The 23,978-nt window shown below is 57.4% G+C and carries 28 protein-coding genes and 1 tRNA gene; 17 read left to right on the top strand and 12 right to left on the bottom strand.

Going from position 1 to position 23,978, the window contains the following annotated elements:
- Window positions 1–26: 26 nt before the first annotated feature.
- The 3 genes from N3G78_09460 to ybeY all read left to right on the top strand — a co-directional run bounded on the left by N3G78_09460 (window position 27) and on the right by ybeY (window position 3,764).
- A complete protein-coding gene (locus tag N3G78_09460) occupies window positions 27–1,061 on the top strand; it encodes a PhoH family protein (GenBank protein MCX8118145.1) in 1,035 nt (344 codons plus the stop codon).
- Window positions 1,062–1,147: 86 nt separating this feature from the next.
- Window positions 1,148–3,415, top strand: a complete 2,268-nt coding sequence (locus tag N3G78_09455) for an HDIG domain-containing protein (GenBank protein MCX8118144.1) — start codon at window positions 1,148–1,150, stop codon at window positions 3,413–3,415.
- On the top strand, window positions 3,315–3,764 hold the full coding sequence (ybeY, locus tag N3G78_09450; protein ID MCX8118143.1) for an rRNA maturation RNase YbeY: 450 nt from the start codon (window positions 3,315–3,317) through the stop codon (window positions 3,762–3,764). Before N3G78_09455 ends, ybeY begins: the two co-directional genes overlap by 101 nt.
- Window positions 3,765–3,812: 48 nt before the next feature.
- Here the strand turns inward: ybeY and N3G78_09445 are convergent, their stop codons facing one another.
- Complete coding sequence (locus N3G78_09445) at window positions 3,813–4,055, bottom strand: hypothetical protein (GenBank protein ID MCX8118142.1); 243 nt, start codon at window positions 4,053–4,055, stop codon at window positions 3,813–3,815.
- A 132-nt stretch (window positions 4,056–4,187) separates the two neighbouring features.
- Here N3G78_09445 and N3G78_09440 point away from each other — a divergent pair, with 132 nt between their 5' ends.
- The 10 genes from N3G78_09440 (at window position 4,188) to N3G78_09395 (ending at window position 10,402) form a co-directional block, all read left to right on the top strand.
- A complete protein-coding gene (locus N3G78_09440; protein ID MCX8118141.1) occupies window positions 4,188–4,955 on the top strand; it encodes an MlaE family lipid ABC transporter permease subunit in 768 nt (255 codons plus the stop codon).
- A gap of 8 nt (window positions 4,956–4,963) precedes the next feature.
- Window positions 4,964–5,710, top strand: a complete 747-nt coding sequence (locus tag N3G78_09435) for an ABC transporter ATP-binding protein (protein ID MCX8118140.1) — start codon at window positions 4,964–4,966, stop codon at window positions 5,708–5,710.
- Window positions 5,711–5,720: 10 nt separating this feature from the next.
- A complete protein-coding gene (gene mlaD / locus N3G78_09430) occupies window positions 5,721–6,161 on the top strand; it encodes an outer membrane lipid asymmetry maintenance protein MlaD (GenBank protein MCX8118139.1) in 441 nt (146 codons plus the stop codon).
- Window positions 6,162–6,182: 21 nt separating this feature from the next.
- Window positions 6,183–6,785: an ABC transporter substrate-binding protein gene (locus N3G78_09425; GenBank protein ID MCX8118138.1), complete on the top strand. Its 603-nt coding sequence runs from the start codon at window positions 6,183–6,185 to the stop codon at window positions 6,783–6,785.
- 90 nt (window positions 6,786–6,875) lie between these two features.
- Window positions 6,876–7,640, top strand: a complete 765-nt coding sequence (locus N3G78_09420; protein ID MCX8118137.1) for a VacJ family lipoprotein — start codon at window positions 6,876–6,878, stop codon at window positions 7,638–7,640.
- A 112-nt stretch (window positions 7,641–7,752) separates the two neighbouring features.
- Window positions 7,753–8,220: a PilZ domain-containing protein gene (locus N3G78_09415; GenBank protein MCX8118136.1), complete on the top strand. Its 468-nt coding sequence runs from the start codon at window positions 7,753–7,755 to the stop codon at window positions 8,218–8,220.
- Complete coding sequence (gene lepB, locus N3G78_09410) at window positions 8,217–8,708, top strand: signal peptidase I (GenBank protein MCX8118135.1); 492 nt, start codon at window positions 8,217–8,219, stop codon at window positions 8,706–8,708. Before N3G78_09415 ends, lepB begins: the two co-directional genes overlap by 4 nt.
- Window positions 8,702–9,205, top strand: a complete 504-nt coding sequence (locus N3G78_09405; protein MCX8118134.1) for a hypothetical protein — start codon at window positions 8,702–8,704, stop codon at window positions 9,203–9,205. Before lepB ends, N3G78_09405 begins: the two co-directional genes overlap by 7 nt.
- 41 nt (window positions 9,206–9,246) lie before the next feature.
- A complete protein-coding gene (locus N3G78_09400) occupies window positions 9,247–10,179 on the top strand; it encodes an ExsB family transcriptional regulator (protein ID MCX8118133.1) in 933 nt (310 codons plus the stop codon).
- 25 nt (window positions 10,180–10,204) lie between these two features.
- Complete coding sequence (locus N3G78_09395) at window positions 10,205–10,402, top strand: hypothetical protein (protein ID MCX8118132.1); 198 nt, start codon at window positions 10,205–10,207, stop codon at window positions 10,400–10,402.
- Between the two features lie 13 nt (window positions 10,403–10,415).
- On the opposite strand, the gene N3G78_09390 is transcribed toward N3G78_09395, so the two are convergent.
- Window positions 10,416–10,988 carry a flavodoxin family protein gene (locus N3G78_09390; GenBank protein MCX8118131.1) on the bottom strand — a complete coding sequence of 191 codons (573 nt, stop codon included), beginning with the start codon at window positions 10,986–10,988 and terminating at the stop codon, window positions 10,416–10,418.
- 135 nt (window positions 10,989–11,123) lie between these two features.
- Here N3G78_09390 and N3G78_09385 point away from each other — a divergent pair, with 135 nt between their 5' ends.
- A complete protein-coding gene (locus N3G78_09385; GenBank protein ID MCX8118130.1) occupies window positions 11,124–11,567 on the top strand; it encodes a hypothetical protein in 444 nt (147 codons plus the stop codon).
- Between the two features lie 12 nt (window positions 11,568–11,579).
- Here the strand turns inward: N3G78_09385 and N3G78_09380 are convergent, their stop codons facing one another.
- The 7 genes from N3G78_09380 to N3G78_09350 all read right to left on the bottom strand — a co-directional run bounded on the left by N3G78_09380 (window position 11,580) and on the right by N3G78_09350 (window position 18,634).
- Window positions 11,580–11,864, bottom strand: a complete 285-nt coding sequence (locus tag N3G78_09380) for a hypothetical protein (GenBank protein MCX8118129.1) — start codon at window positions 11,862–11,864, stop codon at window positions 11,580–11,582.
- A gap of 48 nt (window positions 11,865–11,912) precedes the next feature.
- Complete coding sequence (locus N3G78_09375) at window positions 11,913–13,115, bottom strand: cellulase family glycosylhydrolase (protein MCX8118128.1); 1,203 nt, start codon at window positions 13,113–13,115, stop codon at window positions 11,913–11,915.
- Window positions 13,061–14,485, bottom strand: coding sequence for a glycosyltransferase (locus N3G78_09370; protein ID MCX8118127.1), 1,425 nt, complete (start codon window positions 14,483–14,485; stop codon window positions 13,061–13,063). The genes N3G78_09375 and N3G78_09370 overlap by 55 nt, the downstream gene beginning before the upstream one ends.
- A 16-nt stretch (window positions 14,486–14,501) precedes the next feature.
- On the bottom strand, window positions 14,502–15,488 hold the full coding sequence (locus tag N3G78_09365) for a glycosidase (GenBank protein ID MCX8118126.1): 987 nt from the start codon (window positions 15,486–15,488) through the stop codon (window positions 14,502–14,504).
- Between the two features lie 55 nt (window positions 15,489–15,543).
- The gene (locus tag N3G78_09360) at window positions 15,544–17,883 is read right to left on the bottom strand and encodes a glycosyltransferase family 4 protein (GenBank protein MCX8118125.1); all 2,340 of its coding nucleotides are present in this window, start codon (window positions 17,881–17,883) and stop codon (window positions 15,544–15,546) included.
- A 13-nt stretch (window positions 17,884–17,896) separates the two neighbouring features.
- Entirely contained in the window at window positions 17,897–18,028 is a 132-nt protein-coding gene (locus N3G78_09355) for a hypothetical protein (protein ID MCX8118124.1), read from the bottom strand.
- Between the two features lie 213 nt (window positions 18,029–18,241).
- On the bottom strand, window positions 18,242–18,634 hold the full coding sequence (locus N3G78_09350) for an Hsp20/alpha crystallin family protein (GenBank protein ID MCX8118123.1): 393 nt from the start codon (window positions 18,632–18,634) through the stop codon (window positions 18,242–18,244).
- Window positions 18,635–18,991: 357 nt separating this feature from the next.
- Between N3G78_09350 and N3G78_09345 the strand changes: the two genes are divergently transcribed.
- Complete coding sequence (locus N3G78_09345; protein ID MCX8118122.1) at window positions 18,992–19,852, top strand: ATP-dependent Clp protease proteolytic subunit; 861 nt, start codon at window positions 18,992–18,994, stop codon at window positions 19,850–19,852.
- Here the strand turns inward: N3G78_09345 and N3G78_09340 are convergent.
- Window positions 19,847–20,125: a hypothetical protein gene (locus N3G78_09340; protein MCX8118121.1), complete on the bottom strand. Its 279-nt coding sequence runs from the start codon at window positions 20,123–20,125 to the stop codon at window positions 19,847–19,849. The two genes, N3G78_09345 and N3G78_09340, sit on opposite strands and share 6 nt — an antisense overlap.
- Before the next feature lies 1 nt (window position 20,126).
- Complete coding sequence (locus tag N3G78_09335) at window positions 20,127–20,744, bottom strand: MarC family protein (protein MCX8118120.1); 618 nt, start codon at window positions 20,742–20,744, stop codon at window positions 20,127–20,129.
- 216 nt (window positions 20,745–20,960) lie between these two features.
- Here N3G78_09335 and acs point away from each other — a divergent pair, with 216 nt between their 5' ends.
- Together acs and N3G78_09325 are read left to right on the top strand one after the other, a co-directional pair.
- The gene (gene acs / locus N3G78_09330; GenBank protein ID MCX8118119.1) at window positions 20,961–22,910 is read left to right on the top strand and encodes an acetate--CoA ligase; all 1,950 of its coding nucleotides are present in this window, start codon (window positions 20,961–20,963) and stop codon (window positions 22,908–22,910) included.
- Between the two features lie 30 nt (window positions 22,911–22,940).
- Window positions 22,941–23,741 (top strand): hypothetical protein, encoded by an 801-nt coding sequence (locus N3G78_09325; protein MCX8118118.1) that lies wholly within the window; start codon window positions 22,941–22,943, stop codon window positions 23,739–23,741.
- A 68-nt stretch (window positions 23,742–23,809) separates the two neighbouring features.
- Here the strand turns inward: N3G78_09325 and N3G78_09320 are convergent.
- A tRNA-Leu gene (locus N3G78_09320) sits at window positions 23,810–23,897 on the bottom strand.
- Window positions 23,898–23,978: the final 81 nt, after the last annotated feature.

The following is a 23,978-nucleotide window of genomic DNA, read 5'->3' as shown; positions in this document are numbered from 1 at the left end:
TTAGTGAATGAGGTGATGGTCCCTCGTTGAAAGAATCGCAGGGTATCGAGCCGAGACTTCGAGGCGGTGAGGTCGAAAGGCTCATCTTTGATGACCTCCAGCTGGCCAACACCCTCTTCGGGGTCCAGGGCGAAAATCTCAGACACGTCGGTCGAGCCATCGGCGTAAAGATCAGCGCCAAAGGAAACGAGGTCTCCATCCAGGGCGATCCGATCGAGGTCGAACTTGCCAGACGCCTCCTCCATGACCTCTACGGCCTGTTAAAAAAAGGCTATCCCCTCTACCCGAACGATATCGACTACGCGATCCGGATCCTTTCGGATGACCAGACGGTCAGCCTCGAGGAGATCTTCCTCGATACCGTCTATATCTCCTCGAAAAAGAGGGTCATCACACCCAAGAGCCTCGCCCAGAAACGCTATATCGATGCCATCCGGAAATACGATCTCGTCATCGGCATCGGCCCCGCCGGCACGGGAAAGACCTATCTGGCCATGGCCATGGCCGTGGCCTCCCTCATGAGGCAGGAGGTCGAGAGGATCGTCCTCACCCGACCGGCGGTGGAGGCGGGCGAGAAGTTGGGCTTCCTGCCAGGGAACATGGTCGAAAAGGTGAACCCCTATCTGCGTCCCCTCTACGATGCCCTCCATGACATGATGGACTACGAGCGGGCCGCAAGGCTGATCGAGAAGGGCGTCATCGAGGTCGCCCCTCTGGCCTTCATGAGGGGCCGGACGCTCAACGACTCGTTCATCATCCTCGACGAGGCCCAGAACACAGGACCGGAGCAGATGAAGATGTTCCTGACCCGGATGGGATTCAGTTCCAAAACGGTCATCACGGGAGACATCACCCAGGTCGACCTTCCCGAGAACAAGGCTTCAGGCCTGATCGAAATCCAAGGGATCCTCAAGGGGATCGAGGGGATCGAATTCGTGTATTTCTCCGACCGGGATGTGGTCCGGCACCCCTTGGTCCAAGAGATCATCAAGGCTTATGAAAGGGTGGAAGAGAGACGCCGGCGATCCCAAGCGCCCTCCTCTTCCGAAACACGATGGTGAATCGAACGGGTTTGAAAGGCCTGCTGCGTCGTCTGTCTCCCTCCAAAACCCCCAATGGCCCGAAAGGGACTCCTTGGACCAAGAAGGTGAAAAGCCCCGAATTTCAGAAGTGGGCCATCGGCGTCGGGACAGCCCTACTTCTGGCCCTTTTCTTATCCCCTTCTCTTCAAATCCCCCTGAAGAGGTATCAGGCAGGAGACATCGCCACCAAAGAGATCAAGTCGACCCAGGATATTCTGGTCGAGGACCAGAAGTCGACCCAGGAGAAAAGGGCTGAGGCCGAGCGTTCGGTCTTTTCCGTCTACGATTACGACCCGACCGTCTTGAACGAGATCGAAACACGGCTCCGGGAGGCCTTCTCGCCCCGCGCCTCCCTGATGAGCAAGGAGGAGTGGGAAAGCGCCTTCAGGTTCTCCCTCTCCCAGAGAGAGTGGACCCTCCTCAAGCGAGAGCGATTCGACCCGGCCATCGGAGAGACCGTCCTGAAACTGATGACCCCCCATCTGCGGAGAGGGGTGATCAACGACAAAGACCTCCTCGATTCCGATGCTCTCCGGGGCGTCTCCATCCGGAACATTCAAACCCGGACGGAGAAGATGGACGTCCCTCCCTTCGAATTCCTCGACCTGAGGGAGGTCCGGAGCCGGATGCGGATCGACCTCAATCGCCTCGCTGCCGATTGGGGGAGAGACCTGTCCCTGGTCGTGTTGAAGCTCTCCGAACAGGCCTTGCGGCCGAACCTCACTTTCAACAAAGACGAAACCGAAGCGAGAAAGGCCGAGATCAAATCCCGCGTCAGCCCGGTCTTCTACCAGATCAAGAGGGGAGAGGTCGTCCTCAGGGCGGGGGAGCGGGTGCGCGAGGAACACTTGCTCAAGATGGAGGCCCTCAAAAAGGCCCAGGAGAGGAGCCATCTTTTGGCCGTCCTCGTCGGGATGGCCCTGCTCACCTTTCTCATCTTGGCCAGCCTGTACGAATTTTCCACGAAGAACATCCGGAAGATCGCCCTCACCACTCGGGACCTCCTCTTCTTCTGCACCACCTTGGTCGGGATGGTCGCCTTTCTGAAGGTCTTCCTCCTCATCACCGACATCCTCGGAGGCGAGGTCTTCTCCATCCCCGCTTCCTCCTACGTTTACCTCTTTCCCCTTGCGGCCGGGACGATGATCGTCCGGATCGTCATCCACTCCGAGGTGGCGATCGTCTTTGCCACCTTGATGAGCTACTTTGCCGCCTCCCTGATGGGAAACCAACTCTTCCTCTTCATCTTCGGTCTGGTGGGAAGCCTGATCGGGGCCCACAAGGTCGCCCGATGTGAGCAGCGCTCGATCCTCCTCAAGGCGGGCCTCTTTGTCGGAGCGGCCAACATAGGGATGATCCTTTGCTATCACCTCATCATCGGAACCTTCCTCACCCCGATCCTCCTCTCCGACCTCATCATGGGATTCTTGGGCGGGCTATTGGCCTCGCTCGTCGTCCTGGGGCTCGCCCCGATCGTCGAGAGCCTCTTCGGCTACACCACGGACATCAAACTTCTCGAGCTGGCCAACCTCGACCATCCCCTCCTCCGAGACCTCTCCTTTCAGGCTCCTGGGACTTATCATCATAGCATCATCGTGGGAAGCCTCGTGGAGGCAGGGGCCAAATCCATCGCCGCCAACCCCTTATTGGCCAGGGTGAGCGCCTATTACCACGACATCGGAAAATTGAAGAAGCCCCTCTATTTCATCGAGAATGCGGGAGGGATGGAGAACCGCCATGACCATCTCACCCCCACCATGTCGAGCCTCATCCTCGCCTCCCACGTCAAGGACGGGGTGGAGCTGGCCCAGGAATATCGTCTCGGCGAGAAGATCATCCACATCATCCAACAGCACCACGGCACGAGCCTCATCTCCTTCTTCTACAAAAAGGCCAAAGAGCAGGAAAACCCGGAGATGGGTGCGATCGACGAAAAGGATTTCCGATACCCCGGCCCAAAGCCCCAGACCAAAGAGGCCGGCATCGTCATGCTCGCCGATGCCGTGGAGGCGGCCTCCCGGACCCTGACCGACCCCACCCCATCGAGGATCAAAGGCCTCGTGCAGCAGATCATCCAGAACATCTTTCTCGATGGACAGTTGGAGGAGTGTGAGCTGACCCTGAAGGACCTCCGGAAGATCGAGGAGAGCTTCACCCGAATCCTGACGGCCTACTTCCACCAGAGGATCGACTATCCCCTGCCTCCCTTCCAGGAATCCGAAAAGAGGCCCCATGAAGATCTGGATTCGAAACCGCCAAAGACTTATCCCTTTAGACCGAAGAAAGATAAAAAGGCTGGCCCAAGAGATCTTAGGCAGGCTGGGACTTCCTGAGGCGGAGTTGAGCCTCTCTCTCGTCCTGGACGAGGAGATCCGGCAATTGAACCGCCGGTACCTTGGACGGGACCGGCCGACCAATGTCTTGGCCTTTTCGATGGGCGAGGGAGAATTCGGAGGCCTCAACCCCCACCTCCTCGGAGATGTCGTCATCTCGGTGGAGACGGCCAAGCGACAGGCGAAACAGGCCGGCCTCACGGAGATGGAGATGATCGGCCTCCTCCTGATCCACGGGGTGCTGCACCTCGCGGGCTACGACCATGAGGGGGGTGGGAGGGGGGCGCGGGACATGTCTTTCAAACAGAGTGAGCTCTTCGATCGATACCGGCCCATCCTGAAGGGATAGGGTGCCCTCCCTATTTCCCCCCTCGGTTGGACCATGGAAACAGAGCGATCACCGAGGCCTTGCCTTCTTCCCCTGTCCCCTCCGTGAGAGGGATGGCCTCCTTCTCTTGGGGGCTCTGCCAGCCGAAAGGAAGGGGTGGGAACCGTCGAGGATCACCTTGATATAGGTGCGTCGGCAGGAGGGACAAACCAGTTCATTCTCCCCGGGGTTCAACGCCACCGCCTCGTAGGAAACCTCTTCCTCGCAATAGGGACAGCGATGTGGAAATTTCTGAACGATCTGCTCTTCCAAACGGGTCCACCTCCTCAGGTTTCGCCTCCAAAGGGCCCTTTCACTTGGCCTGTCCTCGTGAAACTATATCCAAAGAAGCCCGAAGAATCAAACCTTTTTGACATCCTTGAGAAAATTTGACATAATCCCACCATGTTTTGGATCAGGGCCCTGGGAAGGATCTCCCTGGAAGGGCTCAGGGGAATGGGTCGGATGGGGCTCTTCTTCGGCCGGACCCTCTTCTATCTGGCCACCCCCCCATTCAAGTTCTCCTGGGTCGTCAAACAGATCTGGTTCATCGGATATCAGTCCACCTTGGTCATCCTGCTCACAGGGGTCTTTTCCGGGATGGTCCTCGGCCTCCAGGGATTCCACACCCTCAACCGGTTCGGTTCCACCGCCCTCCTCGGACCGATGGTCGCCCTCTCTCTCATCAAAGAGCTCGGCCCGGTCCTGTCGGCGTTGATGGTCACCGGAAGGGCAGGCTCCGCCATGACCGCCGAAATCGGGATCATGCGGATCAGCGAACAGATCGATGCCTTGGAACTGATGGGGCTCAACCCCTACCGATATCTTGTGGTCCCGAAGGTGATCGCGGGGGTCCTGGCCATGCCCCTTCTCACGGCCATCTTCGACGTGGTCGGCATCTTCGGGGGTTACTTCGTGGGAGGGAAACTGTTGGGGGTGGGGGAGGGAACCTACTTCGGCGAGATGGCCAATTATGTGAAGATGGAGGATATCCTCGAGGGGATTTACAAATCTTTGAGTTTCGGCGTCCTCATCACCTGGGTCTGCTCTTACAAAGGCTACTTCGCCGGATTCGGGGCGGAGGGCGTCAGCCGGGCCACCACCCAGGCGGTGGTGCTCTCCTCGGTCCTGATCCTCTTCTGGGACTATATGATGACCTCCCTTCTCTTCTGAGGCGGGCGATGATCCGGATGGAAGAGGTTTACAAATCGTTTAACGGCTTCGAAGTCCTCAGGGGCGTCTCCTTCGAGGTGGAGAGAGGAGAGATCCTGGCCCTCATCGGCGGAAGCGGCAACGGAAAGAGCGTCGTCCTGAAGCATATCGTCGGATTGCTCAGACCGGATCGGGGCAGGGTCTGGATCGACCACCAGGAGATCAGTCGTCTGAAGGGGGAGGCTCTCGAGGCCATCCGTAGCCGGATCGGCTTTCTCTTTCAAAGCGGCGCCCTCTTCACCTCCATGACGGTCTATGAGAATGTGGCCTTTCCGCTCCGCGAGAAGACGAGGATGAGCGAGGCCGAGATCCGGCAGAGGGTCATGAAACAGCTCCAACAGGTAGGCCTCTCGGGCGCCGAACATAAGTATCCTGCCGAACTGAGCGGCGGGATGATCAAGCGCACCGCCTTTGCCCGGGCCTTGATCACCGAACCCCAGATCATGCTCTTCGACGAACCCACCACCGGCCTCGATCCCATCATCGCCCATACGATCCTCGATTTGATCCAGTCCCTCCACGCGGAGCTCCGCTTCACCGCGATCATCGTCAGCCACGAACTCTCCAGGGTCTTTCGGATCGCCCATCGGGTGGCGATGCTCCATGAGGGCCGGATCTGGACGATCGGCCCTCCCGAGACGCTGCTGGCCTCGGAAGACCCGGTGGTCCGCCAATTCATCAGCGGGGCCACCAGCGGATCGTTCAAGTTCTATTAGGGGTGAAACCATGAAACGATTCGATGTGGAACTCGCGGTCGGACTGTTCATGCTCGCAGGGATGCTCGGCTTGGGCTACCTCTCGATCAAACTGGGAAAGATGGAGGTGGTCGGAGGGAAGGGCTACGAAATCTACGCCCTCTTCTCCAACAGCGGAGGGGTGAAGGAGGGGTCCAGCATCGTGATCGCGGGCGTGGAGGTGGGTCGCGTCAAGAGCGTCTCCCTCGAAAACTATCAAGCCCGGATCGTCATGACCTTTCCCGAGGCCATCAAAATTCAGGAAGATGCCATCGCCTCCATCAAAACCAAAGGACTCGTGGGAGAGAAATTTATCGAGATCACTCCCGGTGGGTCCGAGGTCTTCATCCCGCCGGGCGGACGAATCCGGGAAACCCAGCCCGCCGTCGATCTCGAGGATCTCATCTCCAAGCTCGTGTTTGAGAAGATCTGACCCGGATCCGAGGAGGCTTCCGTGAACCGTCTTTTCCGAATCTTCCTCCATCTCCCACTCCTCATCGCCTTTGCGATGGCCGAGATCGCCTTCTCAGGAGAGCCCCAAGACCAACTCCGGCAGACCACGGATAAGGTCTTGACCCTGTTAGCCGATCCTTCGCTCAAATCGCCGGAGAAGGCCCGTGAAAGGCGGGAGGCGATATTGAAGACGATCGATGAGCGTTTCGACTGGGAGGAGATGGCCCGCCGGACCCTTGCGAGACATTGGACGGCGCGAACCCCAGAGGAGAGGCAGGAGTTCATCCGCCTCTTCAAGGATTTGCTCGAGCGGGTCTACATGGACAAAGTGGAGGGCTATTCCTGGAATAGGATCCTCTACGAGGGGGAGCAGATCGAAGGAAACTTTGCGACCGTCAGGGTGAAGATCTTCACCTCGAAAGACCAAACCCTCCAGGTCGATTACCGGATGCGCAAAAGGGATGGCCAATGGCTCGTCTATGACTTCATCGTCGAAGGGGTGGGGCTGGTGAATAACTACCGGACCCAATTTAACGATATCATCGTCAAATCTTCCTACCAGGAATTGGTGAGAAGGCTGAAATCGAAAACGCTCGGGAACTGAGGCCCTTCAAGGGACGGACCGACCATGGTGTGCCAATTCAAACCTTTTTTGCCCCTCCTCCTATGGATCCTGATATCCTTCCTTCCTGGCTTGGCCTGGGCTTCCTCGGACGGTCTGGAAACCCAGAGCCTCCTTGGGGATGAAGACCCCCTCTTTCGTTCAACGCCCGGCCCACCTCTCCTCTATGCGAGGGCCGAACCCCCCTCCTCCGACGAGGAGGGGCTTGAACCCGAAGAAGAGAAGGCCACGATTCCAGATCCCCTCGAACCCATCAATCGCCTCTTCTTCGCCTTCAACGACCGACTCTACTTCTGGGCCTACAAACCGGTGGCCACGGGATATAAAATGATTGTCCCGGAGGACCTGAGGCTCGGGGTGAAGAACTTCTTCATCAACCTCGCCACGCCCATCCGCCTCGTCAACTGTCTTTTGCAGGCCAATTTCAAGGGCGCGGGGAAGGAGGCCCTCCGTTTCCTCCTGAACACGACCCTCGGCCTGGCAGGTTTTCTCGATCCGGCCAAGACGGAACTGAAGATCGAGAAGACGGACGAAGACTTCGGCCAGACCCTCGGGGTCTGGGGAATGGGCCCGATTTTTTACATCGAGTGGCCGATCTTAGGCTCCTCCAGTGTGCGGGACACCCTCGGGTATCTCGGAGACCTGCTCCTCGATCCCAAAAACTATCTTATCCGGAGCGCCCCCCTCGGGGTCGCCCTGCGAACGTACGACCAGATCAACGAGGCCTCTTTCCGGCTTGGAGAGTACGAGGAGTTCAAAAGGAACGTCCTCGATCCTTACGTTGCCAAAAGGGAGGCCTATCACCAGAACAGGATCCATAGGATCAAAAAGAGGTGAGGTGGGGCTTGGAGGTTACACTTCAAACGATGAGGTTGACGTTCCCCTCCGAACCCCTTATCCTAAGGAGTGAAGGAGCGAAGGGGGAGGTGACCAGGGGGAGGAGATCGCCATGAGTCCACGCAAGCCCGGTTCGAAGAGAGGGGGCAAGAAGCAAGGGACCGAAGACCGAGGGAGAAAAAAGTCCTCTGCGGCTGACCAGAGGAGGCACCGGAGGGTGCCGGTCGAACTTCCCATCGATTACGCACGTAGAGGGATCAAGGCCGACTTCGGTGGCATCGTTAAAAATGCGAGCGAAGGGGGGATCCTGGTCTATCTCCCGGAAAAGATGAAAGTAGGCGAAACGCTCAAGATCGAAATCTACTTTCCAAAGGGGCTCGAGCTCCAGACCATCCAGGGGTTGGCCAAAATCGTATGGGCGGACCTGGCCTCGAAAGAGACGTGGAGGGAGCACCGATATGGATTGAAATTCCATAGGCTACCTCCAAAGACCCTTCAGAAACTGAAAAGCCTTTTGAAAGAGATGGAGAAGACGGAGCAGGCCGAGGACCTGTCGCCCTCCCCTGAACCAAGGACATGAACCGCCTCCGGCGCTTCCTCTTCCCTGCCCTGACCCGGACCTTCATGATCCGGGCGGGCCTGATCGCCCTCTTCACCTACCTGATCTTTGGATATCTGCTGATCCCATTTCGGATCGAGGGTTACAGCATGGAGCCGACCTACCGAAACGGCGCCATCAATTTCTGCTGGAGAGGACGTTATCTCTTTTCGAAACCGAAAAGGGGCGATGTGGTCGTGATCCGCTTGGCCGGACAGAGGGTCACGCTTCTTAAGCGGGTGGTGGGCTTGGAGGGAGAAGTGGTGGAGTTCAAAAATGGGAAACTCCTGGTGGACGGGATAGAGATCGAGGAGCCCTATCTTCGGATCCCTTCCCGATGGACCCTCCCCCCCCGTCGGGTCGAACCTGGTTCCGTCTATGTGGTGGGAGACAATCGAGGCGGCCCGATGAGAGACCACCTCTTCGGACAGGTGAGCCTTTCGCGAATCTTGGGCAGTCCCTTATGGTAATCAAGGCCCGGACCTTCCTGATCGCCCTTCTGCTGGCGAGCGCGGGGCTTTTCGCCTTCTTCGCCCTTCCTCCGAGCGAAGAGAAGAGGATCAAAAGGGAGTTAAACGCCCTCGCCCAGGCCCTCTCAAAAGAAACAGGGGAGAGTCTCTTCACCCTGGATCAGAAGCTCAAAAAGATCGGCTCCCTCCTGGAGGAGACCTGTGAGCTCTCGATCCAGGCCTATTCGATCTCAGGGACGTTGGCCCGAGAGGAGATCCTCGGCTACGTGGCCCGAAGCAGGCTTCAGGTGGCCGAACTTCAGGTGAGTTTTTACGATATCCACATGACCTTTCCTCAAAGAAACGAGGCCAAGGTCACCCTGACCGCCCGCCTCACCGGAAAGATGGCCGGTGGCGAGGCCTTCAGCGAGGCACACGAAATCGATTGCCTTCTTAAAAAGAGCGAAAAAAGGTGGCTCTTCGTTCGGGCCGAGGTCGTGGAAGTTTTAAAAAAATGAAGATCTTCTGAGGGAGGAGGGAGAAATCCGTGGATGGGACCATGAATTACCAGGCCTTCGTACAAGAACAGATCGAGGCGATCCGAAACACCGTCGGAGATCAACTGGCCCTCAATGCCCTGAGCGGCGGCGTCGATAGCTCCGTGGTAACCCTCCTGGGCCACAGGGCCTTGGGCCATCGGCTCATCACCGTCTTCATCGAAAACGGCCTGATGCGAGAAGGAGAGGCCGAGCAGGTGGTCCACCTCTTCGCCGGCATGGGGATTCCGGTTCGTCTCGTCGACGCAAAGAGGGAATTCCTCGAGGCCCTGAAGGGCCTGACCGATCCCGAAGAGAAAAGAGAGGCCATCACCCGGACCTTTTATGCCACCGTCTTCCGAAGGTTAATCGACGAGACCGGGGCAAAATTTCTCCTCCACGGCACCATTCTGACCGACATCGAAGAGACCGTGGCGGGCCTCAAGCGTCAGCACAACATCCTGGCCCAGATCGGGATCGATCCCGAAAAGGAGTTCGGTTATCAAGTCATCGAACCCCTCAAAACGTTGCGAAAGGACGGTGTGAGGGAGGTCGCAAAGGTTCTGGGTCTTCCGCCCGAAATCACCCGAAGAATGCCCTTTCCTGGGCCTGCCCTGGCCGCCCGTATCGTGGGCGAAGTGACCGAGGAGAGGCTTCGAACGGTCCGCGCCGCCACCGCCATCGTCGAAGAAGAGCTCCGAGATATGGACGCCTTTCAGTATCTGGCCGTCCTTTTAAATGACAGGGCAACGGGGATCGTGGAGGGAAAAAGGCAGTTCGGTCAGATCATCGTCCTCCGGTGCCTTCATAGCCTCGATGCGAGGACGGCCACCCCTGTCGAACTGCCTTGGGAGAAGCTGAAACGGATCTGCGAGCGGATCACCGCCCTTCCGGATGTGAATCGTTGCCTTTACGATCTGACGCCCAAACCTCCGGCGACCATCGAGTACGTCTGACGGAAGAAGAATGGAGGGGGAAATCATGGACGAGAAGAAGAAGCTGTCGGTCGTGCTCGACCATTGGATCGAGCACAACGAAAGCCATATGGCTGAATATCGAAAGTGGGCGGAAAGGGCAGAAGCTTTGGGGTTAGACGGGGTTAAGGCGGAGATTGAAAAGGCCCTCCAGGACCTCGAACAGTGCAACCAGAGCCTGAAGAGGGCCTTGGCGCAAGTCTAACCCGCCCAGTAAATCATGAAGGGGTGGCGATCTTCTGCCCCAAGAGAAAGGCCTCTCTCTTCGCCTTCTCGTTCTTCGCCACCTCTCCCTTGACCGCGGCCGAGACCTGGACCACGGGAAAGAGATGAAGGCCGGAGAATTTACAGGTCTCCCTGAAGCTGTGGACGATTGGGTCGGCCGTATGGGGATCGGGGTCGCCGCAGACGGTGATCAGGCCGATCCGTTTCCCCTTCATCTTCGGTTCATACGCCTTGTGCCAGTTCCAGTTTTCATCGAAGAAGGCGCACCACCGGTCCAAATAGGCCTTCATCTGCGAGGTCATGGCCCAGAAATAGAGCGGGACGCTGTGGATGAGGCCGTCCGCCTTGAGGATCTTTTGATGGATCTCGAGCATGTCGTCCTGGATCACGCAGAGGCCCGTCTTGTTGCATTTCGTGCAGTCCAAACATCCTGCAATCTTTTTGCGGCTTAGGGCGATCTTCTCCACCTTGGCTCCCATCTCTTTCGCCCCGGCGAGGGCCTGATCGAGCAGGAGGTCGCTGTTCCCTTTCCGCCTTGGACTTCCGAGAATCCCCAAGATCTTCATCGCCTGTCACCTCCCTCCTTCTTGGTCTAAGCTTATAATGAATCCCTTGACCAAAGTCAATCGGAACCCGCTCAGTGGCCTCCTCACCTTGACACTGCCCCACATTTTTAGTACCTTTTTAAAGGGGAAAACGACATGGGCTCGGAGAAGGTCGAAAAGGAGTCTCTTTCTAAAAAGAACCCTTTCCCCAGGGATAGGGCCAGGCAAGGGGCGGCAAAAAAGACGGCCAAACGAGAGGCGGCTGCTCCCTCCAGAGGGGCACCCTCCTCCGAGGGATGCGTCTTCGGTTGGGAGAAGCTGGTGGAGATGAAGGATCAGAAGATACAGTTCTTCGCCGGGGATGGGTTTAAGAGACTCCGGATCCTCGACCTCGATGAGAAGACCAAGAACATCCACATGATCTGTGAGCTCGGGAAGAAGACCTGGCCCTTGAGCTTCACGAAGTTAGAGGAGATCCACAGCCTCCTCCACGAGGGAAAGGTCAAACTGATCCCCTATGAGATCGACCGTCTCCTCCCCACCTGGGGAAATTTCGTCACCGGCCTCTTTAAATATCTCGGCTGCGACCGAAAGGGCTGAAGGCCCTCTCCCTTAAGCCGCCTTCCGTTCCTCTTTCATCAACTCGTCCCGGTAGCCCGTGACATAAGAACAGTCAGGCCCTTGGCAGAGGGTGATCTTTTTGCGGGTCTCTTTGTTGGGTTTTAATCCCTTGGCCCCTTTCGATTCCGGATCCTTCCATTGCCTATACCAAGTGCAGAGCGAGGTCCAATCGTTCTTCACCATCAGGGAGACATAGTCGTCGATGAAATCGCATTTGATGGTCCGAACACAGGTCTGCCATTTTGCCGGGGAAGGGTTCGTTCGGCTCTCGTTCATCCTTTCTCCACCTCCCTTGAGTTTTTTTCTCCCTTCGGATGGAAGGGGTCATCGCCCATTTGGAACCACAGGTTCATGGGAGCGGCCCTGCCCTTTAAATCTCCCAAAGAGCCGCTCGAGGTGGGCCATCGGATTTCGATAATACTCTTGCGGTTCGATATCGATCCAGCTGGACAAAACCGGTCTTCTTCGATCCGGTTCCACCTGAAACTCCTTCAAGAGCTTGACGTAGGCCTTGGGAGATCGGTCTTTCCGGAAGAGCCCGAAATACCGCTCGTGTATCTTTTCGTCGAAGGGAGGGATGTTCCATAACGCCTCACCATAATCCCCGTAACACCAGAAGAGGATGCCGAGAAATCCAGAGGTCCCGACGTTCTCCAGAAGGCGTTTATAATAATCGAAGCCATCGTCCTCCGTGACGATCCATTCCCCGCGGACCGCATTCGAGGTCGCAAGCCCCACCTCTTCGATCAGCACCTCTTTTCCCCCGAGCCATCGGGTGAGGAGGCCGAGAAAGGGGACCACGGCTTCGTCCAGCCTCCCCTCCGCCCAACGGGCATAGATCGAATAGGCATGGATGGAGAGAAAGTCGCAAAACCGGGCCACCTCGGCTGGCCCCATCCTTCGGTCCTCCTCCAAATCCTCCTGATGGAGACCCAGGGTCACCGGAATCGATTCGTCCCTTTTCTTCAGCTCCGAGACCATCTCTTCGAGCCAGACCAAGGCGTCAGACCTGGTTGGGGGTTGGGTCACGTTGGACGGTTCGTTTCCGAGGTCCCAGGCCCAGATCCCCGGATGGCCCTGAAGGGCTCCCGCCACCTCCCGGAGAAGAAATTTTTGGGCCTCCCTCGCCTCCCGATCTGCATAGAAATTCCGGATCTTGTTCTTCCTCCTCCTTCCGCCCGAATAAACATAGAAACGGCTCTCCGGTTCCTCCTTCACCTCCACCATCCAGGGAGGTAGGTAGTTCATCCCGCTCATATGGCCGGTAAAAAGGGTAAGAAGGACCCGCAGCCCTCGCTCGTGAGCCAGGTCCATCACCCTGATCAGCTCTTTCAAACGATCCGACCGAACCTTCTTCGGATCGGGTTGGAAATCCTCCCACAGGAGGAATATCCTCACGGCCTTCAGGCCGACCTCTCCTATCCGGGAGAAGTCCTCTCCCACCACTCCGGGATCGAAGCGATGCCACCAGCTCATGGCCGACTCGATCGGCCAGTAATTGACTCCGAGGGTGAAGCCATCCTCCATGGTTCCCCGCCTCCTTTCGAATCGCTTCTCCCATAATCGTCCTCAAGGCGGATGACGTCCTCCTCTGCCAGCAGATCTCCTCTCTGGATCTCGATGAAGACCAGAGGTCCCTCGCCGATATTGCCGATCCGATGGGCCGCCCCCTGAGGGATATCGATCGAATCTCCCGGGCCAAGGGAGATCTCCTTCCCCTCCAGGAGGACCAGGGCCTTTCCTTCGATCACGACCCAGTGTTCCTTCCGATGGAGATGCCTCTGATAACTGAGCCGCTGATGGGGATCGACCCAGATCTTCTTCACCTTGAAGGAGGCCTCCGATCGAAGGACCTGATAGCCTCCCCAGGGCCTCTTCTCCTCCCTTTTATGCCGATCGAGGATCTGACGGTAGACCCGAAGGTAGTCCTCGACCATCCGATCCTGGGTGAATCGCTCCTCCACGCTCCTTCTGCATTCGGAACGGTCGATCTTCCTCACCTTCTCCAGCGCTTCAACGGCCTCCTCCGGACCATCCACGATCCACCCGTTTCGGCCTGGCTGGACGATTTCAGGAATCGCTCCAAGGCCCCTGGCGATCACGGGCGTTCCGCAGGCCATCGCCTCGATGAGGCTGAGGCCGAAAGGTTCTCTAAAACGAATCAGGTGGAGCAATGCATAGGCCCCGCCCAGGATCTCGCTCTTCCTTTCCCCCCCGACCGGGCCGATGTACTGGATCATCGAATCGAGATGGGGTCGAACCTCCCTTTCGAAGTAGCTTCGGTCTTGAATAATGCCGGCGATGATCAGCCTCATCCCTGCCCTTCTCGCCAGCTCGATGGCCTCGTGGGTTCCCTTCTCCGGGTGAATCCGTCCAAAGAAAAGGAGGTAGCCACCTGGCTCGGGATTAAACCGGTACTGCTCCACAGGGATCCCGTGGTGGATCGTGGCCAGGTATTCGAGCCCCTCCTCTCGATCGGCCTCGCTGATCGAGACGTAATAGACCTTTCCGTTGTACCGACGGTAGGCCGGAAGGATCTTCGGACTCGAAAACCCGTGGATCGTCGTGAGAACGGGCGTGCCCACCAGACCGCTCCAGTTGAGGGGGAGGAAGTCGTCATGGTTATGGATCAAATCGAACTGCTCGGCCTTCTCGAAAAGGTGGGCGATATGGAGACCCTCCCATACCTTCGGATCGAGGTTCGGATCCTCCTCGTAGGGCCTCGGACAGAGGGCTTCCAATTTGGCCGAGGTGATCGAATCCTTCGTGGCGAAAAGGGTCACATCGACACCTCGCCTCACCAACCCCTCGGTGAGCAGAAAGACCACCCACTCCCACGGCCCGTAATGCCTGGGAGGGGTTCTCCATGCGATCGGGCTGAGCATGGCGACCTTCATCTTCTGCCCCCCTCCATCAACGGAAACACTGAAGGGGTTGGGGGCCGGGAACCGGACAGCTCAGGAGATAATTGAGAATCGGGTCGAGCTCTCCGATGGCCAGGGCCATGCAGGTGTCGGCCGCTCCATAGTAGAGCCGAATCTTTCCGTCTTTGTCCAAGACCCAACCACAGGGAAAGACCACATCCGCTACATCGCCAGACCGTTCGTAGGATTCCTCTGGACCGAAGACCCACTCGTCGCTCCTTCTCAACACCCGTGAGGGGTCTTGGAGGTCCAGGAGGGCCAGGCCCAGACGATAAATACAGCCTGCAGCCGTCTGCCTCACCCCGTGGTAGAGGACGAGCCATCCCTCCGGGGTCTCAAGGGGCGGCGGTCCTAAACCGATCTTGAAGGAATCCCACCAGCCCCCCCTTCTCGATTCGATGAGGATCCGATGGTCTCCCCAGTGCTTCAGGTCGGGGGAATAAGAGATCCAGATATGGGCGCCGAGCTGGGAGACGGGCACGGGGCGATGAAGCATAACCCAGCGCTCTCCGAACCGCCTCGGAAAGAGAGCCGCGTCCTTGTCCTCGGGGGGCATGACCGGTCCCCATCGTTGGAAGCTCCTAAAATCTTTTGTGGTCGCCAGGGAGACCAGCGGTCCCCCGATCGAATAGGCCGTGTAGGTTATCGCCCACTCCCCTCGTTCTACAAGGTAGACGATTCGGGGATCTTCGATCCCCCAGACCTCCTCCGGGTGGCCCTCCGGGTCCGGCTCGAGCGTCGGTTTGGGATCGATCACCCAACCATCCACCCCGTTTCGGCTCCTCGCCACGGTCAGATGGGAAAAACCGCGACGGTCCTCTACCCTCACGAGCAACAGGGTCTCGTCTCCGAGGTCGGCCACCCCTGCGTTGAAGACGGAGTTCGTCGGGTAGGGCCACATGGAGGCTTCGAGAATGGGATTGCCTGGATGGCGTTTAAAGAGACTTGGATATCGGTTTCGATCCGTTCGGGACATGCCTTCTCACCTCTGACGAGCCGTCGAATCCCACGGATTCCCCCCACAAGACCCCTCATCCTCCCCTCTCACCGGCCTGTTCGGAGGAGGGAAGGTGGAGACTTAAACCGGAATCGAGACCAAAGGGGCGTTTGATCAAGGTTCGAAGCATCCCTTTCTGAGAAAGGGCCAGATTGGCGAGGAGGAAGCAGATGATCGACTCCGCACCCTGGTTTTGATTGATGCCATGGGGATCGATCCCATCGAAACAGGCCCCCCTCGAAAAATCGTAAAGGGAGAGGCCAAGCCGGTTTCTTCCGAGAAACCACTCGAAGGCCGCCTGAGCCAGTCTCAGGTACTCTTCTTTCTGGGTCAGCCGGTAGGCGGTCGCATAGGCCTCGGTCAGGTAACCGGCATCGATCGGCTGTTGGCTGAAGGTCGCCTTCGGGTGTCCCCGTTCGTACCACCTTGAGTTGCCCACAAGGTCGAAATAATCTCCGTTGAAGAGCTCCTGGGTCAGAAAATCGAGGCTTTCGAGCCCCACCTCCCGGTATCGGGCCGTGCCTGTCAGATGATAGGCCAGAAGCAGCGCCTGGGGGATCTTCGCATTCCCATAGGTGAGAGCGCCATGAAACCATCGCCAATCCTTCTCACGGTTCGCCTCGTAGGCCTCGACGAGTCGGTCGGAAAAGGCGATCAACCCTCGTCGGATGGCGGTCGCTCCCTCGTACCTCTGGAGAAAATACCAGAACCCAAAGATGGCATAGGCCAGGGATCGGGGATGGTTCAGATGGAGGTTCTGAATCGCCCTCTCGAAGAGCTCTTTGGCAAGGGCTCGAAAAGGATCATGGGGCCCAAGGCTCACGGCACACCCCAATCCCCAAAGGGCCCTTCCCTGGGTGTCCTCGCTGCCGACCTCGTCTATAAATTTCCGCTGATAGTCCATGAACCCATGGAACCTTCCGTCCTCCCGCTGGGCATAGGCGAGGAACGAGAGATAGCGCTCGGCCAACTCGAGAGCCCGTTGCTCCCTGTACTGGTCATAAAACTGGAGGACCACGACCAGGGCCCTCCCCGCATCGTCGGTCGAATAGCCGTGGCGACGGTCAGGAATGCCATAGGTGGCATGTTGAATCAGGCCAGTATCGTCCGTTAGACGGCAGAGGTGGTCGAGGGTCACCTCCGGAAGGGCGTCCTGCTGCGTGAAGGTCTGCTCGAAGGCCCTCCTCGTCGGAATCTTATGGACCCGGCTGAGGACCGTCTCGAAGACCCTCAGGTACTCCTTTCCCACTTCCCTCCAGACCATGGTCCTCCCGAATTCATAAGCCCGCTTCCGCATCTGGTGGCGCTTCGGTTCGTTCTCGATCATCTCGAGGATCGCATTGGCCATTCCCTCCACATCCCCGAAATCGACCAAGATCCCCCGCTCCTCGGCCAGCATCTCCTGCGCATACCAGTAGGGGGTGGAGATGACGGGTTTGCCCATCCCCAGGGCATAGGCGAGGGTCCCGCTCGTGATCTGCTCTCTGGAGCGATAGGGGGTGATGTAGAGATCACAAGCCCCGATGAACTCGCAAAGTTCCTGAAGGTCAACGAACCGGTTGTAGAAGAAGACATGGGATTCGAGCCCCAATTTGGTCACCTTCCGCTGAAGCGAAAGCCGGTACTCCTCTCCCCGGAGGCGTTTCACTTCGGGATGGGTCGCTCCGAGGATGATATAGGCCACCTTCGGATACTTTTCCGCGACCAGGGGAAGGGCCTCCAGGACCAACTCGATCCCTTTGTTCGGGTTGAGGAGACCGAAGGTCAGCAGGACGAACCGGCCTTCGACCTGAAACCGATCTTTATAAAAATTAGGATCCACGAAGGGAGTATCCGGAATCCCGTGATGGATAAAAAAGATCTTGTCCCGTTCGATTCCGTAGACCTCCGTGAGGAGCTGGATGGCCTGTCGGCTCATCACCACCAGCCCGAGAGAAAGCTCGGCGATCGAAAGAAGGGCCTGTCGAAAGGTCTCGTTTGGCTCCTTGAGGACGGTGTGGAGGGTGGTGACCACGGGCTTCTTCAGATTGGAGAGGAAGTGGTTGATATAGGTCCCCGCGGCCCCGCCAAAAATTCCGAATTCATGCTGGAGACAGACGATATCGGCCCCGGAGAAGTTCACGTAGTCCGCGGCCAGCCGGTAGTCGTGAATCTGGTTCTGGTGGATCTCGAAGGAGACTTCCTCGGGATAATCATACCCCTCGGGAATGTTGGTGATGGCGGCGACCCGGTAGGAAACCTTTCCGTTGACCCCGCTCAAGGCATGGGAGAGATCATGGGTGAAGGTGGCAATGCCGCAATTCCGTGGAGGGTAAGTCCCCACGAAAAAGACCTTTCTCCCCCCGTTTTGGCCATGGCCGATCCCCTCCACCACTCTCCCTCCTCCATCATGATCTGTCCCTATGAGCCTTGGATCGCCTTCGGTTCTCCAACACCAGCTCGTCGATCACCTCTCCGCAGAGAAAACATCTCCATCCCGAATAGACCCCCTCATGGCTGTAGAAGGTTTCATAATTCATGAGACCCTGACACCTTTCACATCGCATCGCTCTCTTCTTCAAACCTCCTCATGAGTTAGGATTTCTTTTGGGCCGGTCTCAAAAGGCCTTGAGATGCCGAGGGATATGAACGACACCCCTCCCACCCTGAGGGGTTCCTTTCAAGAAATCCAGAAACGAACGGGGATCAAAGAAAATAAAAGTGCCTACCGGAGAACCGGTAGGCAGGAGGGGTTATTGCACTTGGATCTTGATCTCTTTCTTCTTCGCCTCTTCCGATTTGGGAAGGACGATTTTCAACAACCCATTTTTGTAGGTCGCCTGGATCTTATCGCTCTGGACCCTTTTGGGAAGTTGGATCGACCGAGCAAAAGACCCATAGCACCTCTCCATCAGGTAATAATCTTCTTCCTTCTCCTCCCTTTCCTCCTTCTTCTCACCCTTGATGGTGAGGACCCCGTCGGAAAGGGAGATATCAATGTCCTTGGGTTCCAACCCCGGGACCTCGGCCTTGATCACCAGATCGTCCTTGGTCTCGGAGACATCGAGGGTCGGGAACCAATCGCCCGCCTCATCGGTTTTCCTCCTCACCCCCCTTTCGAAGAAGGAATCCCAGAGACGGTCCATTTCCCTCCTCATTTGATCGAAATCGAATGGAACCCAGTTTCGCAAAGGTCTCCAAATCGTCAGTTCCCGTGCCATCGTTCATTCCCCCTTTCTTAAAGGATGTTTTGCATTTAAAAACCCATGCAAACCAACCATTCTAAGAACTCGAGGGATAACCTTTTTTCTGGCCAAAAATTAGTCACTCCCCCCCATTTTGTCAAGTCCAGGCAGCCCCCTTAAATGGGAGCCCTCCCTGCCAAATTGAAATTACGGGCCTGCCTCCCTCAAGCCTCCGTAAAGGGAAGGGGAAATCTTGCCTTTGAGTCCAAAATATAATAAGGTTTAGTTCACCCTTTATGTCTCGGGAGGTGAACGTCGATGAACTTCGAAATCTCGAGCCTTTTCTGGATCTTTTTCATGATCGTCGCCCTTCAACCCCTCTTCCGGAAACGGTGGCTTGAGGCCTCGCGACAGAAAATGATCATCAAGATCGAACGGATGAGAAATTCAAGGGTCATCCTTCTCGTCCATAGGCAGGAGAGCATGAACCTCCTCGGTTTCCCCCTCGTGCGGTACATCGATGTGAACGATTCGGAAGAGGTCATCCGTGCGATCCGTATGACTGACCCCGATGTCCCGATCGATATCGTCCTCCATACCCCCGGGGGTTTAGTGCTCGCCTCCTATCAGATCGCCCATGCCCTGAGGCTCCATCGAGCCAAGGTCACCGCTTTCGTCCCCTACTACGCCATGTCGGGCGGAACCCTGATCGCCCTCGCTGCCGATGAGATCGTGATGAGCGAACACGCGGTCCTCGGCCCCGTCGATCCACAATTGGGAGAATATCCCGCGGTCTCCCTGGTGAAACTGGTCGAGAATAAGCCCTTGGCAGAGATCGATGACCGATCCTACATCCTCGCCGATATTGGACGAAAGGCGATCCAGCAGCTGCGGGAACAGATCAAATTTCTGCTCGGAGACAAATATCACGAGGAAAAGGCCGAGGCCCTGGCTCGGACGTTGACCGAGGGGAAATGGACCCACGACTACCCCATTACCTATTGGGAGGCCCAGAGGCTCGGTCTGCCCGTCACCAAAGAAATCCCTGCCGAATTCTATGAGCTCATGGGCCTCTATCCCCAGCCCGTGAGGCATACCCCCTCTGTGGAGTATCTGCCCATCCCCCGGTTCAGGGGGCCATCGCACCGATCGAAGGCGGGTCCCTGGGAGGGATCATGAGGAGCCCTTGGACGTAGACCGCCCGAAGTAACAACCAATCCACTCCTTTAGGGAGAGATATCTCATCGTCTTGATGTCGAACTGTCTCTTTTCGAGGAGATTCCTCTGGCTTGCCTCCTGGAGAACCTCCTCGATCAGGAAGGTCACCTCTGCCTCTGAAAGGCGAGCCTCCTTGATCAAATGCCAGGCCCCCTGGGGGTTTCTATCTTCCAACATCAGTGCCTTGAGGAGGGCTTTCCGGTCTTCTCTCTCGGCGTTCTCCGCCCTTTCCATCTCAACTCCCCCTGAAGAGAAGAAACCACTCCGCAAGACCGGTTCGGATCATCATCACGCCGAAGGAGGCCAGAAGCAAAGCAAAGATCTTCCCGATCCCTTTGGTGCCTCCGTCCTTGAGGAACCGCATCACTTGCCGAGAGTGGTTGAAGACAAACCAGACCAAAAGCAGGTTGAGGACGAAGCAGACTATCGTCGGGACATACCCGTAAGCCGGAGCGCTCATCAGGAGAAGGGTGAGGACGCCAGGGCCAACGATGAGGGGGATTCCGATGGGAACTACCCCGAGGGTCTCCTTGGGAAAGGTCCGGGTCCTTTCGGGAAAGATGAGGTCGACGATGGCGATGATGAAGAGGAGGATGCCTCCTGCCACCTTGAAGTCCGAAACGGTGATGTGGAGAAGGCCGAAGACCGAACGGCCCGCCACCAAAAACCCCATGCCCACCAGAAAGGCGGTGATCGTCGATTGCCGGACGACCCGTTTCTGTTCGGACAGGCTCATCTCTGCCGTAAGGGAGGTAAAAACGGGCAAGATCCCGAAAGGATCGAAGGCGACGAAGAAGGGGATGAAAGGCAAAAAAAGCCTAAAGGAGGTGAACAGATCGAAAAACTCCTTCATCCCTTCCATAACCCCTACCGCCTTTTCACAACCTTTTAAAATAATCACGCCCCCCTCAAAAATCAAAGTCCCCGCCGAAGGGGATGGGATTAGACCCTAAGATCGGTCCACTCCCTTGACATGGGTCTCCCCAAAAAAGTTAGAATAACGCTACCCGACCAAATTCTTAACCCTAAGGAAGGAGAGGAGACGATGAAGCTCTACGAAAGCCCCTCGATGGAAGACCAGGTCATCCACCCCTCGGATGCGGTCAAGTTGAAAGCGACCATCCGGAGCCTCGAAGAATACCAGAAGATCTATCATCGATCTATCGAGGATCCGGAGGGGTTCTGGGGAGAGCTGGCCGAGCAGCTCAGCTGGTATAAAAGATGGGATAAGGTCCTGGAGTACGATTTCGACCGACCCGAGATCAAATGGTTCATCAACGGGAAGTTAAACGCCAGTTACAACTGTCTGGACCGCCATCTCAACACCTGGCGCAACAACAAGGTGGCCCTGATCTGGCAGGGCGAACCCCTCGAGGAGAATCGAATCTTCACCTACCAGCAGCTCCATTATCATGTCAATAAGTTTGCCAACGTCTTGAAGAAATTCGGGGTCAAGAAAGGAGACCGGGTCTCCATCTACCTCCCCATGATCCCGGAGCTCCCCATCGCCATGCTCGCCTGCGCCCGCATCGGGGCGATCCACAGCGTCGTCTTCGGAGGTTTCAGCTCCGAGGCCCTTCGCGATCGCATCAAGGATTGCGGATCGAAGATCCTCATCACGGCAGATGGATACTACCGGGGCGGCCGGATCGTCCAGAACAAACTCAACGCCAACGAGGCCCTGAGGGAATGTCCCGAAGTGGAAAAGGTGATCGTCGTCAAACGGCTGGGGATCGACGTGGAATTCGACAAGCGAAGGGATGTCTGGTGGCACGAGGAGATGGCCAGGGAGGACATCCGGCTCCACTGCGAGCCGGCCATGATGGACTCCGAAGACATCCTCTTCATCCTATATACGAGCGGAAGCACGGGAAAACCCAAAGGGGTGATTCACACCACCGCAGGCTACCTCCTCTTTGTCTATCAAACCTTGAAATGGGTCTTCGACCTGAAGGAGGAGGACGTCTTCTTCTGCACGGCCGACATCGGATGGGTGACGGGGCACAGTTATGTCGTCTATGGGCCGTTGGCCCTGGGCGCCACCACCCTCATGTTCGAGGGGGTACCCACCTACCCCAAGCCGGACCGATTCTGGGAGATCGTCGAAAGGTACCGGGTGACGGCCTTCTACACCGCCCCCACGGCGATCCGCGCCCTGATGAAGGAGGGAGAGGAGTGGGTGAAACGGAGAGGCATCTCGAGCCTGAGGATCCTCGGTTCGGTGGGCGAACCGATCAATCCCGAGGCCTGGCGATGGTATTATAAGTACGTGGGACAAGAAAGATGCCCGATCATGGATACCTGGTGGCAAACCGAAACGGGCGGTTTTCTTATCAGCCCCTTGCCGATCACGCCTTTAAAGCCGGGCTCCGCAACCTTCCCCTTTCCGGGGGTTCTTCCCAAGGTCCTGAGGGAGGACGGGACCGAGTGCGACGTGGACGAGGGGGGCTCTCTCGTCATCGCCCGGCCCTGGCCTGGGATGCTGCGGGGATTCTGGAACGACCCGGAGCGGAAGCGGTTCAAAGAGACCTACTTCTCCGTCTTTCCGGGCCACTACTTCACCGGAGACGGCGCGAAGAAGGATAAGGACGGCTACTTCTGGCTGCTGGGCCGGATCGACGACGTGATCAACGTCTCCGGTCACCGCATCGGCACCGCCGAAGTCGAAAGCGCCCTTGTCTCTCATCCGGCCGTGGCCGAGGCTGCCGTCATCGGGATCCCCCACGAGGTAAAGGGCCAAGGGATCTATGCCTTTGTCACGTTAAAAAGCGGGGTCAAGGGAACCGAAGAATTGAGAAAGGAGTTGTTAGGGCACGTGAGAAAGGTGATCGGGCCGATCGCCACCCCTGACAAGCTCCAGTTCGCCGATGCCCTTCCCAAGACCCGAAGCGGGAAGATCATGCGCCGGATCCTCAGAAAGATCGCCGAGGGAAGGCTCGAGGAGCTGGGCGACACCTCGACCCTCACCGATCCGAGCGTGGTGATCCAGCTGGCCGGCGAAAGAGCGAAAACGGATTGATCCCCCCTCTGGGTCGGGGAAGATCGGGCAATGCCTTACTCCATTGCGAGGTTGAACCGCCTCCCGAAGGAGGAGAGAAACCGGGCCTACCTCACCCTTGTCCCGCCCTCCATCTTCGATCGGTTCGAGATCGATCCCAGGACCCTGATGAATCGTTACGGAGAGCGGGTGGTGAGGGGGCTCTTCCCACCCGACGAAAACATCGGATGCATCGAGGTCCGTTATCGTCCCTCCGACCGCGACTGTATCTTCTCCTGCCAGATCTCCCTCGAAACCTTCATGCAGAGCCTCCACCTCGATTTCATCATCATCAACGACCCGTTCTCCGAACGCTTCGACATCGATGTGGACGAGGAAGGTAAAGAAACCCTCTACGGCACCCGCACAAGAAACATCCCCGAAGAGATCCGGGCGATGCGCGCGGGCCTCGCCCCGGGGATGGTGAGAAGGGGCTTGAGGCTTTTGGGCGAATTTCATACCTGTCTGGGGACCTTCCTCGACCTGATCGGGTTGAAGACGATCACCATCTCGGCCTTCTTCTATCACAATGCCATCCTCTGGGAACGGTACGGCTTCACCTACTTCCGTGGCCGAAAGGCGATGGAGCGGATCCACGAGGAGTTCCAGCCAGGAGGCTTACTGGCGGAAAAGATGGACGGCTCGACGCCATTCCGGGAGAGGGGGATGGAGAGGACGGTGCGGGGACGAAGCTGGGCGCTCCACGATGGCCTCTATCTCGAGGCCTTCGGCGAAGAATGGGAAAGCCCGGTGATGTACAAGACCCTCGGGAAAGAATACCGCGTCAACACCTTCCCAGATCAGGTCTATTGAGACCTCACCCTAAGGCTCATCAACCGGACTTCCAAAAAAGGCCCAAAGGAGAGAAAAAAGAGGAGAGTTGGTGCCTAGGGCCGGAGTTGAACCGGCACGGTCGAAACGACCGAGGGATTTTAAGTCCCTTGCGTCTACCAGTTCCGCCACCCAGGCACCTTTCGTTTTGTGGAGTCCCCGTCTTCCAACCTCATTTATACTCTTTGACGGCTTTTGTCAAGATGTGTTATTCAAGGG

This window comes from Thermodesulfobacteriota bacterium (genome assembly GCA_026415035.1).
In the GTDB taxonomy this organism is placed as follows: domain Bacteria; phylum Desulfobacterota; class BSN033; order BSN033; family UBA1163; genus RBG-16-49-23.
This window is presented reverse-complemented; position numbering and strand designations above follow the sequence as displayed.